At 54.2% G+C, this 21,688-nt stretch carries 19 protein-coding genes and 1 tRNA gene; 9 read left to right on the top strand and 11 right to left on the bottom strand.

From position 1 onward, the window contains the following. Positions 1–16: 16 nt before the first annotated feature. From CKL79_RS02705 to psbZ, 5 genes are all read right to left on the bottom strand, one after another. Positions 17–1,231: an aldehyde dehydrogenase family protein gene (locus CKL79_RS02705; RefSeq protein WP_121968046.1), complete on the bottom strand. Its 1,215-nt coding sequence runs from the start codon at positions 1,229–1,231 to the stop codon at positions 17–19. A 3-nt stretch (positions 1,232–1,234) separates the two neighbouring features. Beyond that, on the bottom strand, positions 1,235–1,549 hold the full coding sequence (locus tag CKL79_RS02700) for a hypothetical protein (RefSeq protein WP_141242137.1): 315 nt from the start codon (positions 1,547–1,549) through the stop codon (positions 1,235–1,237). Between the two features lie 355 nt (positions 1,550–1,904). Continuing rightward, positions 1,905–1,976 (bottom strand) — tRNA-Gly (locus CKL79_RS02695). 69 nt (positions 1,977–2,045) lie between these two features. Beyond that, complete coding sequence (gene ribH, locus CKL79_RS02690; RefSeq protein WP_121968044.1) at positions 2,046–2,603, bottom strand: 6,7-dimethyl-8-ribityllumazine synthase; 558 nt, start codon at positions 2,601–2,603, stop codon at positions 2,046–2,048. Positions 2,604–2,682: 79 nt separating this feature from the next. Continuing rightward, the gene (gene psbZ / locus CKL79_RS02685) at positions 2,683–2,871 is read right to left on the bottom strand and encodes a photosystem II reaction center protein PsbZ (protein ID WP_121968043.1); all 189 of its coding nucleotides are present in this window, start codon (positions 2,869–2,871) and stop codon (positions 2,683–2,685) included. Positions 2,872–3,054: 183 nt separating this feature from the next. Here psbZ and CKL79_RS02680 point away from each other — a divergent pair, with 183 nt between their 5' ends. From CKL79_RS02680 to CKL79_RS02655, 6 genes are all read left to right on the top strand, one after another. Then, positions 3,055–5,811, top strand: coding sequence for a CBS domain-containing protein (locus CKL79_RS02680; RefSeq protein ID WP_121968042.1), 2,757 nt, complete (start codon positions 3,055–3,057; stop codon positions 5,809–5,811). A 47-nt stretch (positions 5,812–5,858) separates the two neighbouring features. Continuing rightward, positions 5,859–6,530, top strand: coding sequence for a hypothetical protein (locus CKL79_RS02675; protein WP_121968041.1), 672 nt, complete (start codon positions 5,859–5,861; stop codon positions 6,528–6,530). A 145-nt stretch (positions 6,531–6,675) separates the two neighbouring features. After that, complete coding sequence (locus CKL79_RS02670) at positions 6,676–6,999, top strand: DUF6825 family protein (protein WP_170943940.1); 324 nt, start codon at positions 6,676–6,678, stop codon at positions 6,997–6,999. A 200-nt stretch (positions 7,000–7,199) separates the two neighbouring features. Beyond that, positions 7,200–9,185, top strand: coding sequence for an AarF/ABC1/UbiB kinase family protein (locus tag CKL79_RS02665; protein WP_240518602.1), 1,986 nt, complete (start codon positions 7,200–7,202; stop codon positions 9,183–9,185). Between the two features lie 48 nt (positions 9,186–9,233). Next, the gene (locus CKL79_RS02660; protein ID WP_121968039.1) at positions 9,234–9,971 is read left to right on the top strand and encodes a protein phosphatase 2C domain-containing protein; all 738 of its coding nucleotides are present in this window, start codon (positions 9,234–9,236) and stop codon (positions 9,969–9,971) included. 139 nt (positions 9,972–10,110) lie between these two features. Next, a complete protein-coding gene (locus CKL79_RS02655) occupies positions 10,111–10,995 on the top strand; it encodes a universal stress protein (protein WP_121968038.1) in 885 nt (294 codons plus the stop codon). Positions 10,996–11,009: 14 nt separating this feature from the next. On the opposite strand, the gene CKL79_RS02650 is transcribed toward CKL79_RS02655, so the two are convergent. Genes CKL79_RS02650 through CKL79_RS02635 form a run of 4 tightly spaced genes read right to left on the bottom strand, consistent with a single transcriptional unit; the run spans position 11,010 to position 14,951 of the window. Further along, positions 11,010–12,587, bottom strand: a complete 1,578-nt coding sequence (locus CKL79_RS02650) for a serine/threonine-protein kinase (protein WP_121968037.1) — start codon at positions 12,585–12,587, stop codon at positions 11,010–11,012. Positions 12,588–12,607: 20 nt separating this feature from the next. Then, on the bottom strand, positions 12,608–13,048 hold the full coding sequence (locus CKL79_RS02645) for a hypothetical protein (protein ID WP_121968036.1): 441 nt from the start codon (positions 13,046–13,048) through the stop codon (positions 12,608–12,610). A 38-nt stretch (positions 13,049–13,086) separates the two neighbouring features. Continuing rightward, on the bottom strand, positions 13,087–14,235 hold the full coding sequence (locus CKL79_RS02640; RefSeq protein WP_121968184.1) for an anhydro-N-acetylmuramic acid kinase: 1,149 nt from the start codon (positions 14,233–14,235) through the stop codon (positions 13,087–13,089). Further along, positions 14,235–14,951, bottom strand: a complete 717-nt coding sequence (locus CKL79_RS02635; RefSeq protein ID WP_121968035.1) for a TrkA family potassium uptake protein — start codon at positions 14,949–14,951, stop codon at positions 14,235–14,237. Before CKL79_RS02635 ends, CKL79_RS02640 begins: the two co-directional genes overlap by 1 nt. A gap of 359 nt (positions 14,952–15,310) precedes the next feature. Here CKL79_RS02635 and CKL79_RS02630 point away from each other — a divergent pair, with 359 nt between their 5' ends. The 3 genes from CKL79_RS02630 to CKL79_RS02620 all read left to right on the top strand — a co-directional run bounded on the left by CKL79_RS02630 (position 15,311) and on the right by CKL79_RS02620 (position 18,678). Continuing rightward, a complete protein-coding gene (locus CKL79_RS02630; protein WP_121968034.1) occupies positions 15,311–16,474 on the top strand; it encodes a GuaB3 family IMP dehydrogenase-related protein in 1,164 nt (387 codons plus the stop codon). A 384-nt stretch (positions 16,475–16,858) separates the two neighbouring features. After that, a complete protein-coding gene (gene trxA, locus CKL79_RS02625; protein ID WP_121968033.1) occupies positions 16,859–17,179 on the top strand; it encodes a thioredoxin in 321 nt (106 codons plus the stop codon). A gap of 407 nt (positions 17,180–17,586) precedes the next feature. After that, a complete protein-coding gene (locus tag CKL79_RS02620; protein WP_121968032.1) occupies positions 17,587–18,678 on the top strand; it encodes an LOG family protein in 1,092 nt (363 codons plus the stop codon). A gap of 26 nt (positions 18,679–18,704) precedes the next feature. Here the strand turns inward: CKL79_RS02620 and CKL79_RS02615 are convergent, their stop codons facing one another. Both CKL79_RS02615 and CKL79_RS02610 read right to left on the bottom strand, forming a co-directional pair. Beyond that, entirely contained in the window at positions 18,705–20,192 is a 1,488-nt protein-coding gene (locus CKL79_RS02615) for an N-acetylmuramoyl-L-alanine amidase (RefSeq protein WP_170943939.1), read from the bottom strand. A gap of 152 nt (positions 20,193–20,344) precedes the next feature. After that, positions 20,345–21,673 carry an aminopeptidase P N-terminal domain-containing protein gene (locus tag CKL79_RS02610; protein ID WP_121968031.1) on the bottom strand — a complete coding sequence of 443 codons (1,329 nt, stop codon included), beginning with the start codon at positions 21,671–21,673 and terminating at the stop codon, positions 20,345–20,347. Positions 21,674–21,688 lie beyond the last annotated feature (15 nt).

Below are 21,688 nucleotides of genomic sequence, written 5' to 3'. Positions count from 1 at the left end.
CTCGTAGAATGGGCCGCTAGCACCCGTGGGAAATGCGCTGGTGCGATCGCAACGTGTCCAGACCGATTAGCCCACCGGTAGTCCCCTTATAGTTCGACATACCTAACGCAATTTCACCCGGCTGCTTTGGGTTCCGTACAAACTGAGGTGAGGCATTGATATACAGCGAGGCGCTGCGACAGCCGGCTGTGAACTGACGGCTGTCTGCGTAGTCGGCGGTGACGATGCTGTCAGCATGGCCGCTGCTATGGGCGTTGATCCACTGGATGGCCGCCGCGCCGTCTGCCACCTGACGAAAGGCAACCGTGCGCCTGAGATAGGCGGTATTCCAGTCTGAAGAACTGGCGGCTTCCAAACTGTAGTTGCGGGCGATCGCCCCGTCCGCCCTCACTTCAAACCCCTTTTCCTGGAGCTGGTTCCACAGCCGGGTAATGGCGTTTTCGCTGTGCGACTCGTGCAGCAGCACTTTCTCAATCCGATTGACCGCATCGGGTGTGCCGGTGTGGCTCTCTACAATCATTTGATAAACCTGGTCAAGGTCACCGCTAGCTGACCAGTACAGGTAGCAGTTCCCCATGCGTGAGGGAATCACCGGAATGCTCGCCTGCTGGACAGTCTGCGCTACCAGACTGGGTCGCCCGTGAGCGATAATCACATCAATATCAGCGCACTGGGCCAGATCCAGTCGCGACACGGCGGTCGGCTCAATCGGTAAGATCAGCGGTGCGCTCAAGCCGACTTCTTTTAGCGTGCTCTGTAAAATGCTGGCAATGGCCTGGTTGGTGCGGCTAGCTTCGCTGCTGCCCTTAAGAACGATGGCATTGCCCGTGCGAATACACAGCGCTGTGGCGATCGCGCCCAAGTCGGGAAACGCTTCGTAGATAAAACCCACAATGCCCAAAGGCCGGGTTTGTTCGCAGCCGCTAGCGTTACCAAAACCATTTTTGGTAGGCAGGTCTGTACCCATCGCCGCCAGCCGCTGAAAGATGCTAGCAGCAGTCTGCACCCGTTCTGGCGTGAGCTTGAGCCAGTCTACTACCAGGTCAGGCACAGCCATATCGCGGCTGATTTCTAAATCTAGTGTGTTGGCCTCTAAGATATCGTCCTGGTCTCGGGCAATGGCCTTACCCATCGCCGCTAATGCCTGAGAGCATTTATCGCCATCTAGCTGATCGGCTGCCTGCCGAACTGCCGCCAGCGCCGTTGTGAGATCGAACGAAGATAAAGCCATGAGCTAGCGTCGCAACACCACCCAAAACATTACTACCAAAGCTAGCAGGATTAAAGCCGCAATCCCAATTGGCACCGAAAGGCCGGTTAGCGCTGGCAGCATTAGCCCCAGCCAAAACAGGCAAACAAGAAAGGCGATCGCCACCATAAAATCAACGGTGGTAGGCTTTGCCAGCTTGCTACCTATCACCCAATGCTTGCCGTTCCACCGCCAAGTGCGCTGACGATGATAGGGCGTCGATAGCTTGCCAATCGTGTTCGGATCCTCTCGCAGCTCAAAGATTTGCTCGCAGTGGTCGCAGCCCCAAGCTTCCGTCAACGTAATTGGAACTAGAGAGCCCTGGCGACAAGAGGGGCAAGGATAAGTTTTATTGAGATCTAAAGTCTGGTTCTCTTTGGGTTGCACTGGCAGTCCTACCAGATGAACGACGGGCTATGTATAGGAAAAGGTAGCGCAATTCAGTCGGTTCGTCAGGCTCCCCAACGATACATACTGCGCCTTCTCTAAATATCTATAGTTTAAAGGGAATAGTTTTAAAAAACTAAACGCTCATGTCAGAGACATCAGCGTTCAAGATTACAGATGGGTAGCCCTAGTCCTATCTTAATCTGCTACTCGTAAAAAGACCGCTTTTGGAGATGTATCACCTACAAGAACAGCTATTTATTTAATAAGCGGGTGAAGAGATTCGAACTCTCGACATCAACCTTGGCAAGGTTGCGCTCTACCACTGAGCTACACCCGCATGTGATTGCAGACTTATACTAGATTCCCAAATCGGGGAGCGTTTGTCAACTCCTTTTTAGCTCATTTGCTAGCTAGCTGTCTCTGCCGACACTGGCAGCGCTGGCGACTGGCTACCGGCAATCCCATTTGTAGAAGATGTCGGTTCACCGCTGCGCAGTTGAGGCATCAGACTGGCCATCTCCAGCGCACTCATGGCGTAGTTCCAGCCCAGGTTGCTCTTAATGCCGGCTCGCTCTAGCGCCTGCTGCATAGAATCGGTGGTGAGGACGCCAAAGACGACCGGCACACCAGTTTGAAAGCTGGTAGCCGCAATGCCTTTAGCAACTTCGGCGGCAACATAGTCAAAATGAGGCGTCTGACCGCGAATCACCGCCCCCAAACAGATAATGGCGCTATAGCGACCGCTCAGGGCGAGCTGTCTGGCCACCATGGAGACTTCAAAGCTGCCGGGCACCCAGGCGTAGTCTACTTGGGTGCCCTCAGGATCGACCTCTATGCCGTGACGCTTGAGACAATCTTGGGCACCGGTCAATAGCTTGGTCGTGACCAAATCATTAAACCGGCCAATCACGAAGGCAAACTTCATGGCGCTGGTCTGAGTGAAATTGCCTTCAAAAACTGCCATAGCGATTCAATAGATAGTGAAAAACAAACGGAGGGCTCGATCTTATCAAACCTGCCGAACTGACGGCCAAACTAATTGGCTAAACCACCAGATAGTTTAGACCACCCACCAGGACAACTAACGCACCCCATACAATAGAGCCCAGGAAGATCAACCGTTTGGACTGGTCCCAGTTGCTAGGCGAAGCATAGGCTACCGGTACGCCTATGATCATGACAAAAGACCACAGCACTAAAACAAACAGAGCTAGCTGAAAAATAATAGACATGATCTTCGTACTCTCAAAACACTATTTAATCGGAGTGAGGTCAACCGCTATTGAGCACTAGATCCGTCGGGGACTGGTCTGAAGCCAGCATCACTAAGGGACAATAGCTGATGATTCCTATATAGGTAAACTATCAAAAATCAGGCCCCTTGCCAAAGGAGTTTTATCTTTAAAAATGCTGCTATGGATTTAGTTTTGTGTCATACGATGGCTGATTTTGATACGCTGGGCGCGGCGGTTGGGATCAGCTGCCTGCGCCCGGGCAGCCGCATTGTCCTAACAGGGGGCGCTGACCCTACGGTGCAGGCGTTTTTAGCGCTGTGGCGAGACGAATATGCGCTGATTGAGCGGCGGGCGGTGTCGTTTGACCAGGTGCGATCGCTTACCCTGGTCGATGCCCATGATCGCGATCGCTTTGCCCCGGTCAGCGACTGGCTACAGCAGGCTGAGCAAACCAACCTGCCGATTTACATCTATGACCACCACGCCCCGGCAGATCCATCTACAGATGGCCCAGATCGCGATCAGCAGAGCGATTTGCCAACCGCCGAGGCCCATATAGAAGCGGTCGGCGCAGCCACTACTCTGGTGACAGAGCTGCTGCAACGCCATCAGGTTTCTCCCACGCCTTTTGAAGCAACGGTAATGGCCCTGGGCATTCACAGCGATACCGGATCGCTTACCTTTGAGCAGTCCACTGCCCGCGATGCGGCTGCTTTGGCCTGGCTCATGGCTCAAGGGGCCAATCAGCAGGTGATTGCCGAGAATAAAGACCCCGGGCTGTCACCTCAGTTGCAAAAGCTGCTCACGGCGGCACTAGAAGCCGTCGAAATTGAGCTGGTGCGGGGGCATCAGTTGGGGTGGGTGAAGCTAGAGACAGAGGGGTTCGTGCCGGGGCTGTCGGGGTTAGCCGGACGGTTGGTGTCGCTGCTGGGTCTAGATACGCTGCTGTTTTATGCCCAGTACCGGGCTCACCAGATGATTAAGGCGGTGATGATTGGGCGATCGCGCACAAATCCTCTTCTGCCCGATAGCGCTGTTGATTTGCGTCCAATCTTCGCGGCCTCAGGCGGCGGCGGTCATGCGCAGGCGGCGGCGACTATGCTTAAGGGCGAGCATGTAGAAGATCTTCAGGCAAGCTTTGAACGGGCGCTGGCAGCAGTGCGATCGCAAATTCCCCATCCGATCACGGCTCACTCACTGATGTCATCGCCTGTGCGCACCATTTTACCGACGACCTCGGTCGATGAAGCCCGGCGGATTTTGCTGCGCTACGGCCATGTGGGGCTCTGTGTCGTGACCGGCGAAGGCTCACTGGTCGGCATTATCTCCCGCCGTGACATTGACACGGCGCTGCGTCACGGGCTAGGGCACGGGCCAGTAAAAGGCTGCATGAGTGTACAGGTCAAAAGCATCGCTCCAGAAACCTCGATCACCGAGATTCAAGACCTGATGATTACCTACGATATTGGTCGCCTGCCGGTGCTTGAAGGAGAAAAACTAGTCGGCATCGTCACCCGCACTGATTTATTGCGGCAGCTGCATCAAACGCAGGGTAGGCCGCAGCTTAGCCCATCAAACGGGGGGCGATTGCCGCCTGCCGCTGAGACCCTGTATCAGCAGCTTCAAAGTCGTCTATCAGAGATTTGGCCCGCCTTAATGCTGATTGCCGAAGCCGCTGACCAAAGAGGCTGGGCGCTCTATCTAGTCGGCGGTGCGGTGCGCGATTTGCTGCTGAGCCTATCTGGAGAGCCCTATCCCCTGACAGATATTGATCTGGTAGTCGATGGTGCTGAATCGGGGGCTGGGGTGATGTTGGCCGAAGCGATGCGATCGCGCTACCCTCAAATCGCCGTGCAAGTCCACGGGCAGTTTCAAACGGCGTCACTGATCTGGCCGTCGCCTGAACCGTCAATGGGGCCATCCGTCGAAATTGATATTGCTACCGCGCGCACCGAATTTTATCCCTATCCTGCGGCTAACCCCGAGGTCGAAGCCAGCACGATTCGTCAGGATCTCTATCGCCGCGATTTCACCATCAACGCCATGGCCCTGCGCTTAAATGGGTCGCAGCCAGGTCAACTGCTCGACTTTTTTGGGGGTTGGCTAGATTTGCAACAGCGCCATGTGCGGGTGCTTCATGCCAATAGCTTTGTAGAAGATCCCACGCGCATCTTTCGGGCGGTGCGATTTGCGGTAAGGCTTGGCTTCACGCTTGATCATCAAACTGAACAGTTTATTGATTACGCTATTGATAGCGGCGTCTATGCGCGGCTACAGGCCGCTGGCGATAGAGTGCCCGCTCTGCAAACTCGCCTAAAAGCAGAGCTGAAGTACATACTTAGCGCCTCGCAGTGGGAAGCTGCCCTCACAAAAATCGACTCGCTGGGGGCGCTGGTCTGTTTGCACAGCAGTTTAGCGATGACCCCCATCCTTTGGCGACAGCTGCGCCGGATGGATCGGTGGCTAGATAAGTTTGAGGTGACAGCGCCCCGCTGGCTGATGCTGCTAGAGCTAATCATTGCTCAGCTCGCACCGCCGCTACGCGATCGCACCGCCGCCAACCTGGATTTAGGTGGCCCCAGCCTGCACCGGCTAAAAAATTTGCACCAGTGGGAAACTGACTTAGCCCAGCAACTACCGCAGGCGCATCGATCCAGCCAGCTCTACCAACTGCTGCAGCCCTACGAGCGGCCAGAACTGATGATGATGAGCGATCGCCACCCCATCACCCTCGGCCCGCAAATCTGGCAGTACATCGTTCGGCTCTCAGCAGTACCGCCGCTGATTAACGGTGGTACGCTAAAGCGATTGGGCTACAAACCAGGGCCTCAATTTCGCGATATCTTGACGGCTGCGCATGCCGCCATGCTAGACGGTGAGCTGACGACTGCCAGGGCTGCCGAATGCTACGTTTTAGACCACTATCCTTTAGGGTGATGCAGGCCCGCTGCCCCCATGACCTCTTGACATGACTTCTTAAACTTATGTCTATATCGCCCTTCAAGTCTGGTGCCAGCAAGTCGCCATCATCTGCCTCAAAAGCTCAGAAGCTCACGCTCTCTGAGTCATTGCTGATCACAGCAGGGCTAGCGGGCCTAATTGGGCTGGGGGGCGGCGCGATTGTTCGGTTCTCGCTATCTCATTCGCCTAATGCCAGTTTTCTCAGCCCTTTGCAGACTTTTCCTACGCTCTCTAGCTGGCCGCCGTCTGGATCCACTTCAGAATCCACTTCAGACACTGCCGATGCTCAAGCGCCCGCGACAGAAGATAGCGATCGCTCACCAGAAGCGCTGCCACTTCCTGCCTTCGAACGATTAGCGCCGCTCGCAGACGGAGCGAGCGACCAGCCTAGTTCGACATCTGGTGCCGATCTAGAATCGATTGACACCGCCACATTTGACAGCTTCGCAGATAGACAAAACAGCTCTCAGCCCGCCGATCCATGGGAGACGCTAAAGCGAGGCCCTGATCTGGGAATTGTAAAATCCCCCGCAGAGGCTGATCTCGATCCCGCTGGCGCTGATTACGATCCCTCTCTTGATGCGGCTGACCCTGAGAGCAGCTACAGCGGAGAAAATTACGAAGAGGACTATCCTTGGGTAGAAGAACCCGGTACGGGCGATCGCGCATACTACGAAGACAACGGTCAGTATTAGCCGTTCATCTGCCGTTTGACTACACCACTGCTAAACCACTGCTAAACTTCTCAGGATCAGCCCTCGGGCTTGCTATTTCATATAACTTTCTGAACATTCTCTGAGGGATGTTTATAATTACAGAAGTGTGAGTACGTAAACTTTTATGAGTAATCCAATGCTACAAGCTTTTTTTGTCGGTCGGGCGTTGGCCGCCGCTGTGGGTGAAAGAGCCGAGCATTTGGTAAGCGACGGCCTCAGTCAGCTGGGTAAGTTCGATGCTGAGCAGCGTGAAAACCTGCGTCAGTTTACAGAAGAGGTGATGGTCAGAGCCGAGCAAGAGAAGGCTGCTGCTGGCGCTGACTACACGACTGGCATGCCCGCCGGAGCTCCAACTGCTGCTGAAGACTTGCAGGCCACTATCGATAATTTGAGGGCTGAAGTTGCCCAAGCGAGAGCTGCCATTCAGCAGTACCGCCAAGATGCCTAGCGAGCGGTGGGGTCGCTTGGCCTGTCAGTTTTTGATTCTATGAGCGTAAAATGTAGGCTCGTGGTGATAAAGCTGACGATGGCTGACGAACCCTCCAGTTCAAGTTCGCGCAAAAATTTTTTCAAACTGTTTTAAAACGGGAAGCCTGAGTGTCTGCTGTCTCTAGAGAAAGTGAATCCCCCCCTTCGTCAGAGTCCCTGATGTCTCCGGTGCCGCCTGGTGACAGTCATGAGGCGAGGCAAAACGGCGATCGCAACGGTCACATCCAGGGTAAAAGTCTATTGGGTGCGCAGGCGACAGACAGACATCACGAGCGGGATACCGATGCTGAGCCCGTCAGATCTTCACCGTTGGATGACGCTTCTGTTCAGGCGGCTACAGCTAGTGGCCCAGATCACGCCTCACCTGTGCCGCCTCAGCTACCATCAGAGCAGCCAGCGACCCTGACCGACCGACCGCTGGCCGCTCCAGCGTCTTCAGCTCCAGCACCCTCAATCTACAGCGGTAGCACCTACCGTGATGGTGACTACCGCTGGAATAGCGGTAGCTATTCCAGACCGCAGCGATTTATCGATATTTGGTCGTTTGTACTTAAGCTGCTAGCCAAGCGTTGGCTATACGGTAAGGCTTGGAGCTATGGCGGTTCGATCACGCCCGAAAAGCAAAAGCAGCGGCGTCAGGAAATTGCTGTTTGGCTCAGAGAAACCTGCCTGAGCCTGGGGCCAACTTTTATCAAGATCGGTCAGCTTTTTTCCACCCGCGCCGATCTGTTCCCGATCGAATATGTAGCGGAGCTTTCTAAGCTGCAAGATCGGGTGCCTGCCTTTGGCTACCCGCAGGTGAAGGCAATCATCGAAAGCGATTTTGGCCACCCGCTTGACAAACTCTATCAGAGCTTTGATGTCGTGCCGATTGCCGCCGCCAGCCTAGGGCAAGTTCACTGCGCCCAGCTTCACTCGGGTGAAGAGGTTGTTGTCAAGGTGCAGCGGCCAGGGCTTTCTAAGCTGTTCTCGATTGATCTCTCTATTCTTAAGGGCATCGCTCAATACTTTCAAAACCATCCGGACTGGGGCAAAGGCCGAGACTGGATGGGCATTTACGAAGAGTGCTGTCGCTTGCTGTGGTTAGAGATTGACTTTCTGCATGAAGGTCGCAACGGGGACAAATTCAGGCGCAATTTCCGTGGCGTTGACTGGGTGAAAGTGCCTCGCATCTACTGGCGGTATACCTCGCCTCGGGTGCTGACAATGGAGTACATGCCAGGGATCAAGATCAGTCACTACGAAGCCTTGGAGTCAGCCGGGTTGGATCGTAAGCGACTAGCGCGGCTAGGGGCTGAATCCTATCTGCGTCAGCTGCTAACCGATGGGTTTTTCCACGCCGATCCTCACCCTGGCAATATTGCGGTGAATTTAGACGGGTCGCTGATCTTTTATGACTTTGGCATGATGGGCCAAATTCAGCCAGTGACGCGCGTCCGGCTGATGGATACGTTTGTGGGAATTGCCCAGCGAGATGCCGGTCAGGTAATGACGGCGCTGGTCGCTTTGGGCGCACTAGCCGAAATTGATGATATGGGGCCAGTGCGCCGGTCGATCCAGTATATTCTGGACAATATGATGGACAAGCCGTTTGAAGAGCAGTCGGTGACCGCCATCAGCGACGATCTCTACGCGGTAGCCTACGATCAGCCCTTTCGGTTTCCGGCGACTTTTACCTTTGTGATGCGGGCCTTTTCTACCCTAGAGGGTGTAGGCAAAGGGCTCGATCCGGACTTTAGTTTTATGGAAGCAGCTAAACCCTATGCGAGCGAGCTTATGACAAATGGTGGTCCCGGTGAGTCCAGCAGTATTTTGGGTGAAATTAGCCGACAGGCCGCGCAGGTAGGCAGCTCTGCGCTGAGTTTGCCCCGGCGGATTGAAGCTACCCTCGATCGGCTAGATCGAGGGGATGTGCGGGTGCGGGTGCGCTCTATCGAGAGCGATCGCATTCTCCGTCGCGGCAGCAATTTGCTTCTGGCAACGGGCTACACACTGCTAGTGGGCACTTTTACGCTCTCAGCCACGCTGCTGCTAATCTCTGACTTTTTAGTGCCAGCTGTGTTCATGAGCGTGCTTGCAGCGATCATGGGCATTACGCTCATCCGTCTGCTGATGAAGGTAGCCAAAGCCGACAGAATGCCCTAGTGCCAGTAACTACCGCAGAGGCACTGGCCTCACCTGTTAATTAAATCTATGAGCCCTTCCCTGACTGGTTTAGACTTTGCTGGCCTGAGCGACGTTGGACTCCATCGGGCGACCAATCAAGACAGCTACTATCTGTCGCCGACAGGCGATCTATTTATCGTAGCCGATGGTATGGGCGGTCACGCTGGCGGGCAAGAGGCCAGTCGGCTGACGATAGAAGCTATTAGCAATTGCGTGGCGGCCTATCGAGATAGCGATATTTCTTCGCCAGCGCTGCTGGAACGCGCTGTTCTTGCAGCCAATGAAGCCATTCTACGCGATCAGCGTCAACATCCTGAGCGGGCTGATATGGGGACAACGGTTGTCGTTGCCATGTTGAGAGACCGTCAGTTTTGGTGCGCTCATGTCGGTGACTCGCGGCTTTATCAGCTGTGTCAAGATGAGTTGCTTCAGATCACCCGAGATCATACCTGGGTAGCGCAGGCTCAGCAGGCAGGTGACCTCACCACTGAGCAACTGCTGCATCACCCTTGGCGGCATGTGCTCATTCAGTGCGTTGGCCGGGCCGATCTTCGCCAGGTCAATACTCAGCAGCTAAAGGTTCAGCCAGGCGACCGGCTTTTGCTCTGCAGCGACGGACTCACCGAAGAACTCGCCGACGATATGATTGTCACCTATCTGCAATCTGCTATGACCTGCAAAGATGCCGCGATCACCCTGATCGATGCGGCTAAAAAACGAGGAGGCAGAGACAATATCACCGTAGTTGCGCTGTCTATCTCCTGATTGTCCTGAATCGGCCAGTTATCTGGCCATTTTTTGACCTCTAGAGGGTTCTTTCATCCTGCGCTTAAGACGTATGCTATGCGGGGGTGATACTGTTGAGAAATATTCCCCACCCAAGGCGTTTTATTGGTGCGATCTTATGTTTAAGCGTGCGCTCATTTGTACTGATTTCTCAGATAGTCTTCAGCGCTTTGCCAACTTTGTACCTGATTTGGCTGAAGGCGGAATAGAGCACATTGTGTTTTTTCACAATGTACCCCTGATGACTTCTCGTGAGATTCCTTGCGTAGATGAAGAAAAGGTCAGGGAAGCCCATCAGCGCCTATTGGTAGCAGAGTCATCAGTGCCTGAAGGCACGACAGTCGAGATTGAGATTGCTTCTGGCCGACCCTCTGAGAATATTGTCAGGGCCGTTAAAAAGCATCAGGCTGACATCGTGTTTTCGGGGATGCCGACCCGCTCTGCTTTAAACGAACGGCTGTTTGGCAGTACGACCATGGGCATTGTCGATAAAGTCGATGTGCCGATGCTGATATTGCGGCCCCAGCTCGTTTCGACCTATCGTGAGGCTGAGCTTGCTCAGCGCTGTCAGCATCTCTTTAACTATTTGCTGGTGCCTTACGATGGCAGCGATAGTGCCAAAGAGCTAGTCAGTGAGATCAAAACTAGAATTCAAGCCGACCCCAACTGTTCGCTAGAAACCTGTCTGCTGTGCTGGGTCATAGACAGCGGTGGGCGGCTTTCTAAAAGCAATACGGTAGAAGCTGCTCAAGCCGAGCTAAGCAAGGTAAAGGCCGAGCTAGACGGCTTTGGTACCGAAATCAAAACAGAGGTGCGAATAGAGGTGAGAACCGGTAGCCCGCTAGATGAGATCCTCAAATCTGCGGAAGTGCATGATATCAGCGCAATCGCAGCCTACTCTGGCAAAAGCGGTAGCCTCTTAGACCTGACCACGCCTAGCTTTACTGACGCGCTGCTGAGAACGTCCTGGCACCCAATTGTCCATTTCCCCCGTCAGAAATGAGGTTAGATTTAGATTTAAAAGTCTAGAAATGTGTCTAGGCCGGGTTTAGCATCCGAATGCATGGCTTCGAGGTTCATCAAAATTCTGGGCTTGAGGTTTTCTTCTAATTCGCGTTTGAGCAACGCTTTACTTTCCTGGGGGCTGCCAATAGAAGGGAAATTGCGCGCTGTCGTAGTCCATTCTTTGAAAAGCTTACGCTGACCGGCAGCCACGTTGAGCAGCCGTACGTATCGGCATTGATGAGGCGCTTCTCTCGTGAAGAATAAAATCCGGTAGATCTGCGCGTCAGCCAACGTCCAGAGCAGGCGCTGCGAAGCTTCTATCTTGAGATCGAGATAGCAAGGCAGCCAGCGAGGGCCTTCTACCTTGTGGTAAAGCGCTGTCAGCCAAAGCACCATCGGATGAGGGGTCATGGTGCACATAAAATTGTTGTAGCGGGTATTGCGAATGCGCTTGTCAATTTCGGCAAGGGGCATCATCGCCCACAGGGTGGGAATTTTTTCTTCGCACCGACTGAGCAGCCGAGGGAAGACGATTTGGGCAAGGGGCATCTCCGGCGGCCAGCTCTGCTGCAGGTAGAAGCTTTCTGCTGAAGGTGGCTGGGCGACTGACGGCTGTTCCTGCTCGCTGCTGGCAACCGGTAGAGGTAGATGGGAGAGCCCGCTAGAGAGCCCAGTACCAGTCCGCTGAGAGACCTGAGACCCTGACCCAAAGCAGTCATCTATGGGGGCGATCGCCTCAATAATGCGATCAATCGTCTTCGGTCTGTCCTGCCGCTGTTTAGCCAGGCAAGCCATAATAATATCTTCTAGCGCTCGGGGCACCTGGAGACCTATTTCCAGCCTGGCAAATGGCTTGGGCTGGGCCAGTCGGTGAACTTTGTACCAGCTGCCAAACGTATTGTTAGTCGGCCTCACTGGTAGCATGCCTGAGAGCATTTGATACATCATCACGCCCAGGCTGTAGATATCGGTGCGACCGTCTAACTCGCGGCCTTCCATCTGCTCAGGGGAGGCGTAGGCGAGCGTGCCCATAAAGGTACTGGTCTGTTCGCTATCTGCCTGCAAGAGCTTAGCAATGCCAAAGTCTAAAATTTTGACCAGTTCCCCCATTGAGGGGTCAGATGTCACTAAGACGTTGCTGGGCTTGATATCTCGATGAATAATCGGGACGATCTCTCCCTTGACGAGAATGCCCGTGTGCGCAGTCTTCAGCCCCAAGAGAATCTGGCGCAAGAGCTCTAAAAACCTGGGCACCGGCAAAGGTTCTGTGCGGATAATGCGCCCAATGCTTTCCCCTTTGAGATACTCCATCACATAAAAAGGAATATCGTCTTCATTCACCCCATAGTCGGTCACGCGAACGACATGCATACTCTTTTGGCCGAGCTGAGCGCAAGTCATAGCCTCTCGCAAGAAGCGCTTGCGCATGTCTTCATTCAGCAGCGTTTGGGACAAAAACTTGACGGCCACGGGCACCCCGCCCAGCAGCGAATCACTGGCCAAATAGACTCTGCCCATAGAGCCCTGCCCAATGGCTTCAATCAATTCGTACCGATTAGAAATTTTACGACCAGCGTTAGGATCCGACATTCTCTAGGTGCTGTGGGGCGCTATTGACGAGTGATCTCTGCTTCTATGGTGCTGGTCAGATAGTGTCCGGCCATGACACCGCCCGAAAAGTGATAGCGTTCAGCGCTGAGTTGGCGCAGCGTCTCAAACCCAGTTCGGCGCTGTTTGTCGCTTAGCCCCCAGTAGCGCTGCACAATCGACTCTGGGGCAATCCAGCCCTCGCCTTCTACCTGACCTAAAAGGCTGTGCTGCAAGACAAACGTGTACTGACGATCCTGACTGGTCATCCGTCCCTTAGACTGCATCACAATCTCATCCTGGTCGCTATCGGGAAAAGAAAGTTTGGTTGCCACCATAAAGCAGCTACTGGGTTTCCACGCCACCAGAATTTTTCCCTTGACGACAGTCGGCAAAGCATCCCGAGTGAGCCAGTTGCCTTGCAATGTCCATCGACCGGGCTCAAGTAAAAAGCTGTGGCCCACAGCGCGATTTCCTCATGCCAGCACTTTTAGAATGCCCACTAGGGCGACCAGAGTTCACCGAGCAGGCAAGGCCGAGTAGCGCCGGTCACGCTGGGCAAGTTGCCAGGCACCTGATGCCAGCGCCAGTAAGCCAGGATGGCAAAGGCGATCGCCTCTTTAAAGTCTGGGTCGACCTGGTGCTGGTCGGTAGATCCGACCTGAGTTGCCGGTAGCCGCTGCTGTAGCCTGTCTAGTAAATAGCCGTTGCGACTGCCGCCGCCACCGACCAAAATTTTTGCGGGCAAATGTGGTAAAAACCGACGACAGTTCAGTTCAATCGTGGCGGCAGTAAAGTCTGTCAGGGTAGCTAATAGGTCTGCGGGGCTGAGATTTTGCGCCTGGGCAGTCTGCCAGCACCGCTCGGCGTAGGCGGCCCCAAACAGCTCTCGCCCGGTAGATTTTGGCGGCGGGGTGTGAAAAAAAGGATGCTCTAGCCAATCTGCTATGAGTGCTTTAGAGGGCTGGCCTTGTGCTGCCCAATCGCCGTTTTTATCGTAGGTATGGCGGCCTTGAGAAAGCTTGAAGACAGCCCAGTCAATCAGGGCATTGCCCGGCCCAGTGTCCCAACCTCTGATGCCCTTGGGCATGTCGAAGGATTGCCGATCTCGCTGCCAGGGCGGTAGGTAGGTGAGGTTGCCAATCCCACCAATGTTTTGAACGGCCAGATCGCAGTCAGGCTGGCTGAGCAAACAGGCATCGACGATCGGCACCAGCGGCGCGCCCTGTCCGCCCAGAGCGACATCGGCGGCGCGAAAATTGCTGATGGTAGGGCAGCCGGTTAGATGGGCGATCAGATCACCGCGACCGAGCTGTAGGGTATGGCCGAGTTGATCAGGTTGGGGGGGGCGGTGGTGCAGCGTTTGGCCATGAGAGCCGATCAGGTCAATATCGGTGAGATCGACATCTAGGGCGTCAATCGCCTGGACAAACTGACGGGCGATCTCATCGTCTAAATCGGCCAGATTTGCCAGGGTCGTCGGCTGATCGGCACAGAGGGCCAGAATGCGCGATCGCACTTCAGCCGAATAGGGATGCGTGATTCCCTTAACTAGCCGGACTGTGACCGCATATCCCTGCCCTGAGACCTCGACTAGCGCTGCGTCAATGCCATCGACCGAAGTCCCGCTCATCAAGCCGATTGCTCGCATCATACCGGTAGCCGGTCAATGCCCTTGTTATCGCCAATGACCACCATCAGATTGCCGCTCTTGAAGCGGGTAATTGGGCTGGGGTTAATAATGAACTTATCGTTGTCATCGGCTTTGGCATTTTCCCGGCTTAAGGCCATTAGCGTCAGGCCATAGTGATTACGCAAATCGACTTCCATCACGGTCTTACCTTCAAAAGACTGCGGCACTAGCACTTCTACAATGCTGTGGTCGGGATCAAGTTCAAAGCGGTCTAAAATGCCAGGCCGGGTGAGCGATCGCGCCAATTCGCAGCCCATCTCATGCTCCGGGAAAACCACATGGTCTGCGCCCACCCGAACCAGCAGCTTGCCGTGAATTTCGGAAGAGGCTTTGGCAACGACATTCGCGACACCCGCTTCTTTGACATTGAGGGTTGTGATGATGCTTTCTTGCACATAGTTGCCAATGGCCACAATCACCGTATCAAAGTCAGGAATGCCCGCTTCTATCAGCGCTGAGGGCTGCGTGGAATCGAGCTGGACTGCGTGAGCTGCAATCTGATCGGTCAAGACCTGGGCGACCCGGCTCTCATTAGAGTCTATGCCCATCACCTCGTAGCCCATGCCATGTAAGGTCAAGCAGACAGCCCGACCAAACCGGCCTAACCCAATCACAGCAAACTGACGATTAGTCGCCCTGAGATTTTTGAAAAACTTAAGAGACGAGATGTTCACAAGGAGGGCGATCGCTAAAGGACACAAAAAGGAGTTAGTTTGGGACGTTAAAGCCTGAGCGCTAGTCAGTGATGCGCTAGCTGGCGCGATCAGTTAGGCAGTCAGCTAAGCGTGAAAAATCCATTGAGAGTATCTAAGCATCTTACTGGTTTTGCTGAACTCTATAAATGTCGAGAGATATCGAGAGATTTGCTGCGATCGCATGAGCCGATCTAGCAGCGGCTGAGGCGGCCTGGGGGTAAATGCCTTCTGTCTATCGCTTAGTCCGTATTGTTCAATACCCGTGAATCAAACCCGGCACGCAATCGATTTCTTTCTTTGCTACGCTAGCTAGATGCTTCCTTGGGACAAGTACGGACGTGGATATTCAAATTGGTCGTGGTAAAACAGCGCGGCGCGCATACGGAATTGATGAAATTGCCCTGGTGCCTGGCGCTAGAACACTCGACCCTCAGCTGGCAGACACCCAGTGGCAAATTGGCCAAATCACCCGTGAAATCCCGATTATTGCTAGCGCTATGGATGGCGTCGTCGATGTCACGATGGCCGTCGAACTCTCTCGCTTAGGCGCGCTCGGCGTCCTTAACTTAGAAGGCATTCAGACCCGCTACGCAGATCCCGAGCCGGTTTTAGATCGAATCGCAGCGGTCGGCAAGACGGAGTTCGTTCCGCTCATGCAGGAACTCTATGCCCAGCCAGTGCAGCCCGAGCTGATTCAAAAGCGAATCGGCGAAATCAAAGATCAAGGCGGAATCGCTGCCGTTAGCTTGACGCCCGCTGGCGCTGCCAAGTTTGGCCAAATCGTCGCGGCGGCAGGCGCAGATATGGTGTTTGTTCAGGCAACGGTCGTTTCAACCGATCACCTCTCTCCTCAGTCAGTTTCTCCGCTGGATCTAGCGAAGTTTTGTCAGGAGATGCCCATGCCCGTCTTGCTGGGCAACTGCGTCACCTACGAAGTCACGCTGCAGCTCATGCAGGCAGGCGCAGCGGGTGTGCTAGTGGGTATTGGGCCAGGCGCGGCCTGCACTTCTCGGGGCGTCTTGGGCGTTGGCATTCCGCAGGCGACAGCGGTAGCAGACTGCGCCGCCGCCAGAGATGACTATCAGCGGGAGTCAGGTCAGTATGTGCCTGTGATTGCAGATGGTGGCTTAATTACGGGGGGCGACATTTGTAAATGTATTGCCTCAGGCGCAGACGGGGTGATGATCGGATCTCCCTTTGCGCGAGCTAAAGAAGCTCCGGGGCGAGGGTTTCACTGGGGTATGGCAACGCCGAGCCCAGTGCTGCCTCGCGGTACGCGAATTCAGGTGGGGACAACCGGCACGCTAGAGCAAATCTTACGCGGCCCGGCTCAGCTAGACGATGGTACTCACAATCTGCTAGGGGCGCTGCAAACCAGTATGGGCACACTAGGCGCAAAAGACATTAAAGAGATGCAGCAGGTAGACATCGTCATCGCTCCCTCGCTGCTAACAGAAGGTAAGGTTTATCAAAAGGCTCAGCAGTTAGGAATGGGTAAGTAAATTTACGCGAGTAGTTACGCGCAAATATTACTTAAGGATGAAGAAACCATCGGTAATCGTCGCTAATTTCTAAGACTTTTCTCCGATATCATTGGAAAGCGGTGGCAAATTACTAAGAGTCTCTTACAATTAGGTGTAAGCGGAGACGCAAGTTTCCGTTCACTCCTCACACCACACTCCGTCCAAATCTTCGGGTTTGGGCGGTTCCTTATTTAAAAGGCAGTGTCTTTAAATTGGGCGGTCTTAGTAGGTGACGGCCTGCTTTGTGGCGATCGCTCACCTCCTCAATCAAACAAATTGCCGGGTTCGCCGCAGGGGTAGGTTTTAGCGATGGGTTTTAGCTATGGTAAGATCTCAGTACATGAGAGACAAGGATTTTAAAGAATGTCAGCCGCACAGGTTACCGATTCGACCTTTAAGCAAGAAGTTCTAGAGAGTGAGACACCAGTCTTGGTAGATTTTTGGGCACCCTGGTGCGGTCCTTGTCGCATGGTTGCTCCCGTCGTAGACGAAATTTCTGAGCAGTACGATGGTCAGGTTAAGGTAGTGAAGGTCAACACTGACGAAAACCCCAGCGTAGCTAGTCAGTACGGCATCCGCAGTATTCCGACGCTGATGATTTTTAAGGGCGGTCAGCGAGTAGACATGGTGGTCGGGGCTGTGCCTAAGACAACGTTGGCCAACACGCTAGAGAAGTATCTATAGATCACCGCTGTCTACAAAACGCTGCCGGCTACAAAACACTGCCGGCTACACAACACTGCTGGCTACAAAACACTGCTGGCTACAAAACACTGCTGGCTACACAACACAAAGAACCACTGCTAAGCAGCGGGTCTTTGTAATCGAAGCGGTTTTTGCTCAGCCTGATTAGGGAAAATATTTTAGCAAGGGCACCTGGCCAGGTTCGAACAGATATTCTGAGAAGAAGGCTCTGGCAACGGCTAGGGCCTTTGCTTTGTCTGCATCTGCCTAGGTGGGGCGCATTGATATCACGGCTTGAACGCGATGGCTGGTACGCTGCCTCTTTCGTAAGCTACTGAGAGTTGGGGGGGGTTCCAGCTTAAAATGTAGCCACTTTCAGGAACTGACGATTTTTACTGACACGCACTATGGATGTTTCCACTTCTCAAAATTCAGATCGCAGCTCAAGCGATCGCTCTAGTACTCAGCTGCGCGCGAATGTTCTCCGCGTGCTAGACCGTCTGCACCATACAGAGCACGGGGAACTGATTGAGGAGATTTTTGAGACGCTGGTGCGGATGGCTGAGCAGGAAGCGGAACGACTCGATTGGAAGATTTTGAGTCATTCGCTGCTAGATATGGAGGAAGGGTTTAAGTCGTTCTTTCCCCACCGTCACATTCGTAAGATCACGATCTTTGGCTCGGCCCGAACGCCCGCTCACCAGCCGGAATATCAGATGGCGGCTGAATTTGCTCGGCGGGTGGTGAAGCAAGGCTTCATGGTGATGACTGGCGCTGGCCCTGGCATTATGCAAGCCGGCAATGAGGGAGCCGGGCGCGATCACTCCTTTGGCCTGAATATTCGGCTGCCCTTTGAGCAGGGAGCCAATCCGGTGATGGCGGGAGACGCCAAGCTGGTGGACTTTAAGTATTTCTTTACCCGCAAGCTGTTTTTTCTGAAAGAAAGCGATGCGCTCGCTCTGTTCCCCGGTGGGTTTGGCACCCAAGACGAAGGCTTTGAGTGCCTGACGCTGATGCAGACCGGAAAAGCCGGGCCGCTGCCAGTGGTCCTGATCGACCGACCCGGCGGCGACTATTGGAAAAGCTGGGATCACTATGTGCGCAACCGGCTGCTAGATCAAGGGTTGATTAGCCGGGATGATACGAGTCTCTACCATCTCACTGACAGCATCGACGATGCCCTAGAGTCGATTGAAAGCTTTTACCGGGTGTATCACTCCAGTCGATATGTCGGCGATCAGCTGGTGATGCGACTTAAAGCACCGCTCTCTCCCGGCGGCATCGACCGGCTGAATGAAGAGTTTGCAGATATTCTCAAGCAGGGCAAAATTCGCGAGGTCGGTGCCTTTGATCTCGAACGCGACGATGAGACCGCTGATTTGCCTCGGCTGGCACTGCATTTTAACCAGCGAGATTTTGGCCGACTGCATCAGATGATTCGCTATCTAGGCAACTTGGGTGTTTCCTGCGAAGCGGTTAAGCATCCCGAAACGAAGTAGATGTGGGCTTTGCTCGACAGGCAATTCTATACACCGTTTTGCAGATGTAGCAAAATGCCGTGGGCGATCGCTCTAGCCATCCGCGATCGCCACTCCGGATCTGCCAGATTAGGCGAATCTTCTGCGCCCGTCACAAAGCCTGTCTCGACCAAGATAGCGGGCATTGAGGTTTGGCGAATCACGTAAAAGCGCGCGCTGCGCACCCCGCGATCGCGCATCCCCATCGTATTCAGCACCGTAGCGTGAACGGTATTGGCAAATCGCTGGCCCGCATCGGATGCGTAAAACGTCTCTAAACCGTTGACCTCAGGGCGGCTCAGGCTGATGGCATTAGCGTGAATGCTGACGAAAACCGTCGCGTTAGCCCGTTCAGCAATCTGTACGCGAGGGGCCAGATCAAGCTCGTAGTCGCTGTCTCGGGTCATGACGACATTAGCGCCTTGCTCACGCAAAATAGCGGCCACCTGCGGAGCAATGTCGTTGACCACGACTTTTTCTTGCAGACCCCCAATGCCAACAGCGCCGGGGTCGCGTCCTCCATGTCCGGGGTCAATCACGACAGTAAACCGACCGTTTGGCAAGGTTGGCAGTTCATCAGGCGCTAGCTGACGTGGGGTGGCTGGCTGTGGTACGGGCTGCGATACGGGCGTGGGCGGTGTCCTTGTGACTGTGGGGGCGACTGTAGGGGCTGGTTCAGCCGTTTCTTCCCTCTCGTCAGGAATGCTGCTGATCGAGACATCTTTGGGCAAAATCACTACGCCCTCTGGGGTGGCGGAGATCTCCCAATCTGGACTTGTTTCCCCCAATGCCAGCGTGACCTGAGCGCTGGTTGGATCGTCTGAGACCGGGCCTATTTGCCAGTTCGTAACGCTGTAGCGATTGACTGGGAGGCGCAATCGCAGACTCAAAGCCGCCCTTGCCTGTGCAAACGTCAGGGTAATATAGCGCTGCCCATTTTCTTCAGAGCGGCTAACTTCTAGCTGAGGCGCTGCACCATCTGTGCTGATAAAGAACCCGTCTGCGGTTGCTAAAATCCTCTGAATTCGGGTGTCGCTCCCTGTAGCTAGCTGACCGGTAACGCTGCTTTCAGCTGTGTCGGCGACCGGGCTGCTGTCGCTATTGGCTGAGAGCGCATCAGGCAACTGCACAAGCCACTGCCGCGCGCTTTCGCCGCGAACCTGTAACTGGCTAGGATCGACTGTATAGCCTGAATTGTACTCAACGACGAGGCGAGTCGTGCCGGTATCCAGTTCGCTAGTCCGTATCTCCTTAATAGCCCCTTCAAAAGTCTGGGTTTCGGGTGTGATCAGCGCAGTCCCCGGCAAGTCTATAACGAGACGAGTCGGATTATAGAGCAGCTGGGCAGTGGGCTGAATGCGGTCATCTGTGGTGAAAGTCAGCTGGTTCGCTTCAGTATCAAACCGCCAGAACTGTAGCCTGGCCGCTTCGGCGGGCAGCGCTAAGAGAAGGGCTCCCACCAAAGAGAGTCCGGGCAGTAGACGATTTAATCTCACTATTTGCTTCCTTAATACCGAATGGCTCGCTGACTGGCTTTTAGCAGGGCGACTAAAGCTATACCGACTGATAAACTTTTTGCATCCTACTGTGTTGTTCACAACAGAATGAGTTTCATCAGAAAATTTGATACGATCTTCAAGTCTTTTGATTAATGACTGGCCGCTAATGCTTTAGTAGATACGTCCAGAGATTTGGGAACTCCCGACGTTAGCACTTCATGGCCGGTTTCGGTGACAAGCAAGTCGTCTTCTATCCGAATGCCAATGCCGTGCCAGCGATCCTCAATCACCGGCTGGCCCTCTTCTGGCTCATAGTTAGGCGAAATATAGATGCCTGGTTCTACGGTGACGACGTTGCCAGGGGCAAAGGGCTGCCAGGTTTTATCGAGGTTACGCAAGATGCCGGCGTCGTGGACATCTAGGCCCAAAAAGTGACCCGTCCCGTGCATAAAGAAAGCTTTGTGTTTTTTTTCTTCGATGAGTTTGTCTACGTCCCCTTTGAGCAGACCTAGCTCGACTAGCCCGGCAGTAATCACCTTCGTAGCGGCGTCATGAAAAGCATTGAAAGGCAGGCCAGGCTGTACCTGTTCGATGGCGGCTAGCTGGGCCTGAAGTACGAGATCGTAAAGGATGCGCTGTTCTTCGGAGCAGCGATCGCCGACCGGAAACGTGCGGGTAATATCGGCGTTGTAATAGTCATAGGCGCAGCCAGCGTCAATCAGCAGCAGATCGCCATCTTGCAGCGGCTGGTTGTTCTCTACGTAGTGCAGAATGCAGGCATTTTTACCGCCCGCGACAATCGACGGATAGGCTGGCCCTAGAGCGCCTTCCCTGCGAAAGATATTCTCGATGACCGCCTGAATTTCGTATTCGTAGAGACCCGGTCTGACCATGTCTCGGGCGGTATTATGAGCTTCTGTAGTGATGGCGATCGCCTGCCTTATTTTCTCTAGTTCAGCCGGACTTTTTACCCGACGAAACTGCTGCATCAGCAGCTTAGCGTCTTCTATGGCGACCGGCCCTTCGCCCTTTTTCGTCATCTTCCTGAGTAGATGCTGCCACAGGCTGATGACCCGGTCATTGAAGGCGCGATCGCGGCCAAAATGATAGTACAGCCGGGACGCCTTCATCACATACGGCGTCAGCTTTTCATCCAGCTCATCAATCGGATAAACCTCGTCGGCTCCGTAGCGCTCCTTAGCCGCTTCTACCCCCGTACGATAGCCGCTCCAGGTTTCCTTTTCCTTATCCTTGGGCTGCACAAACAGCACAAACTTATGCTCATCATGACTAGAGGTCAGTACCGCTACAGCGCCAGGCTCATTAAAACCCGTCAGGTAGAAAAAGTCGCTATCTTGCCGGAATAGATGGTCCACGTCATTGTGCATGACCGCCATCGGCGCACTACAAAATATGGCAGTGCCCTGACCAATGGCCTTCAGCACAGCCTGCCGACGCTGACGATACTCACTCTGCATAGACTTTTAGACGGT

Origin of the sequence: Leptolyngbya sp. BC1307, assembly GCF_002286735.1 — a bacterium.
Classification (GTDB): Bacteria; Cyanobacteriota; Cyanobacteriia; order Phormidesmidales; family Phormidesmidaceae; genus Phormidesmis.
The sequence above is the reverse complement of the archived record's forward strand: the minus strand, read 5'-3'. Positions and strand labels throughout refer to the sequence as shown.

Excerpts from the sequence above, each read along its gene's own strand:
- CKL79_RS02705 (WP_121968046.1), bottom strand. The coding sequence starts at position 1,231 with ATGGCTTTATCTTCGTTCGATCTCACAACGGCGCTGGCGGCAGTTCGG.
- ribH (WP_121968044.1), bottom strand. The coding sequence starts at position 2,603 with ATGGCAGTTTTTGAAGGCAATTTCACTCAGACCAGCGCCATGAAGTTT.
- psbZ (WP_121968043.1), bottom strand. The coding sequence starts at position 2,871 with ATGTCTATTATTTTTCAGCTAGCTCTGTTTGTTTTAGTGCTGTGGTCT.
- CKL79_RS02680 (WP_121968042.1), top strand. The coding sequence starts at position 3,055 with ATGGATTTAGTTTTGTGTCATACGATGGCTGATTTTGATACGCTGGGC.
- CKL79_RS02675 (WP_121968041.1), top strand. The coding sequence starts at position 5,859 with ATGTCTATATCGCCCTTCAAGTCTGGTGCCAGCAAGTCGCCATCATCT.
- CKL79_RS02670 (WP_170943940.1), top strand. The coding sequence starts at position 6,676 with ATGAGTAATCCAATGCTACAAGCTTTTTTTGTCGGTCGGGCGTTGGCC.
- CKL79_RS02665 (WP_240518602.1), top strand. The coding sequence starts at position 7,200 with ATGTCTCCGGTGCCGCCTGGTGACAGTCATGAGGCGAGGCAAAACGGC.
- CKL79_RS02660 (WP_121968039.1), top strand. The coding sequence starts at position 9,234 with ATGAGCCCTTCCCTGACTGGTTTAGACTTTGCTGGCCTGAGCGACGTT.
- CKL79_RS02655 (WP_121968038.1), top strand. The coding sequence starts at position 10,111 with ATGTTTAAGCGTGCGCTCATTTGTACTGATTTCTCAGATAGTCTTCAG.
- CKL79_RS02650 (WP_121968037.1), bottom strand. The coding sequence starts at position 12,587 with ATGTCGGATCCTAACGCTGGTCGTAAAATTTCTAATCGGTACGAATTG.
- CKL79_RS02640 (WP_121968184.1), bottom strand. The coding sequence starts at position 14,235 with ATGCGAGCAATCGGCTTGATGAGCGGGACTTCGGTCGATGGCATTGAC.
- trxA (WP_121968033.1), top strand. The coding sequence starts at position 16,859 with ATGTCAGCCGCACAGGTTACCGATTCGACCTTTAAGCAAGAAGTTCTA.
- CKL79_RS02620 (WP_121968032.1), top strand. The coding sequence starts at position 17,587 with ATGGATGTTTCCACTTCTCAAAATTCAGATCGCAGCTCAAGCGATCGC.
- CKL79_RS02610 (WP_121968031.1), bottom strand. The coding sequence starts at position 21,673 with ATGCAGAGTGAGTATCGTCAGCGTCGGCAGGCTGTGCTGAAGGCCATT.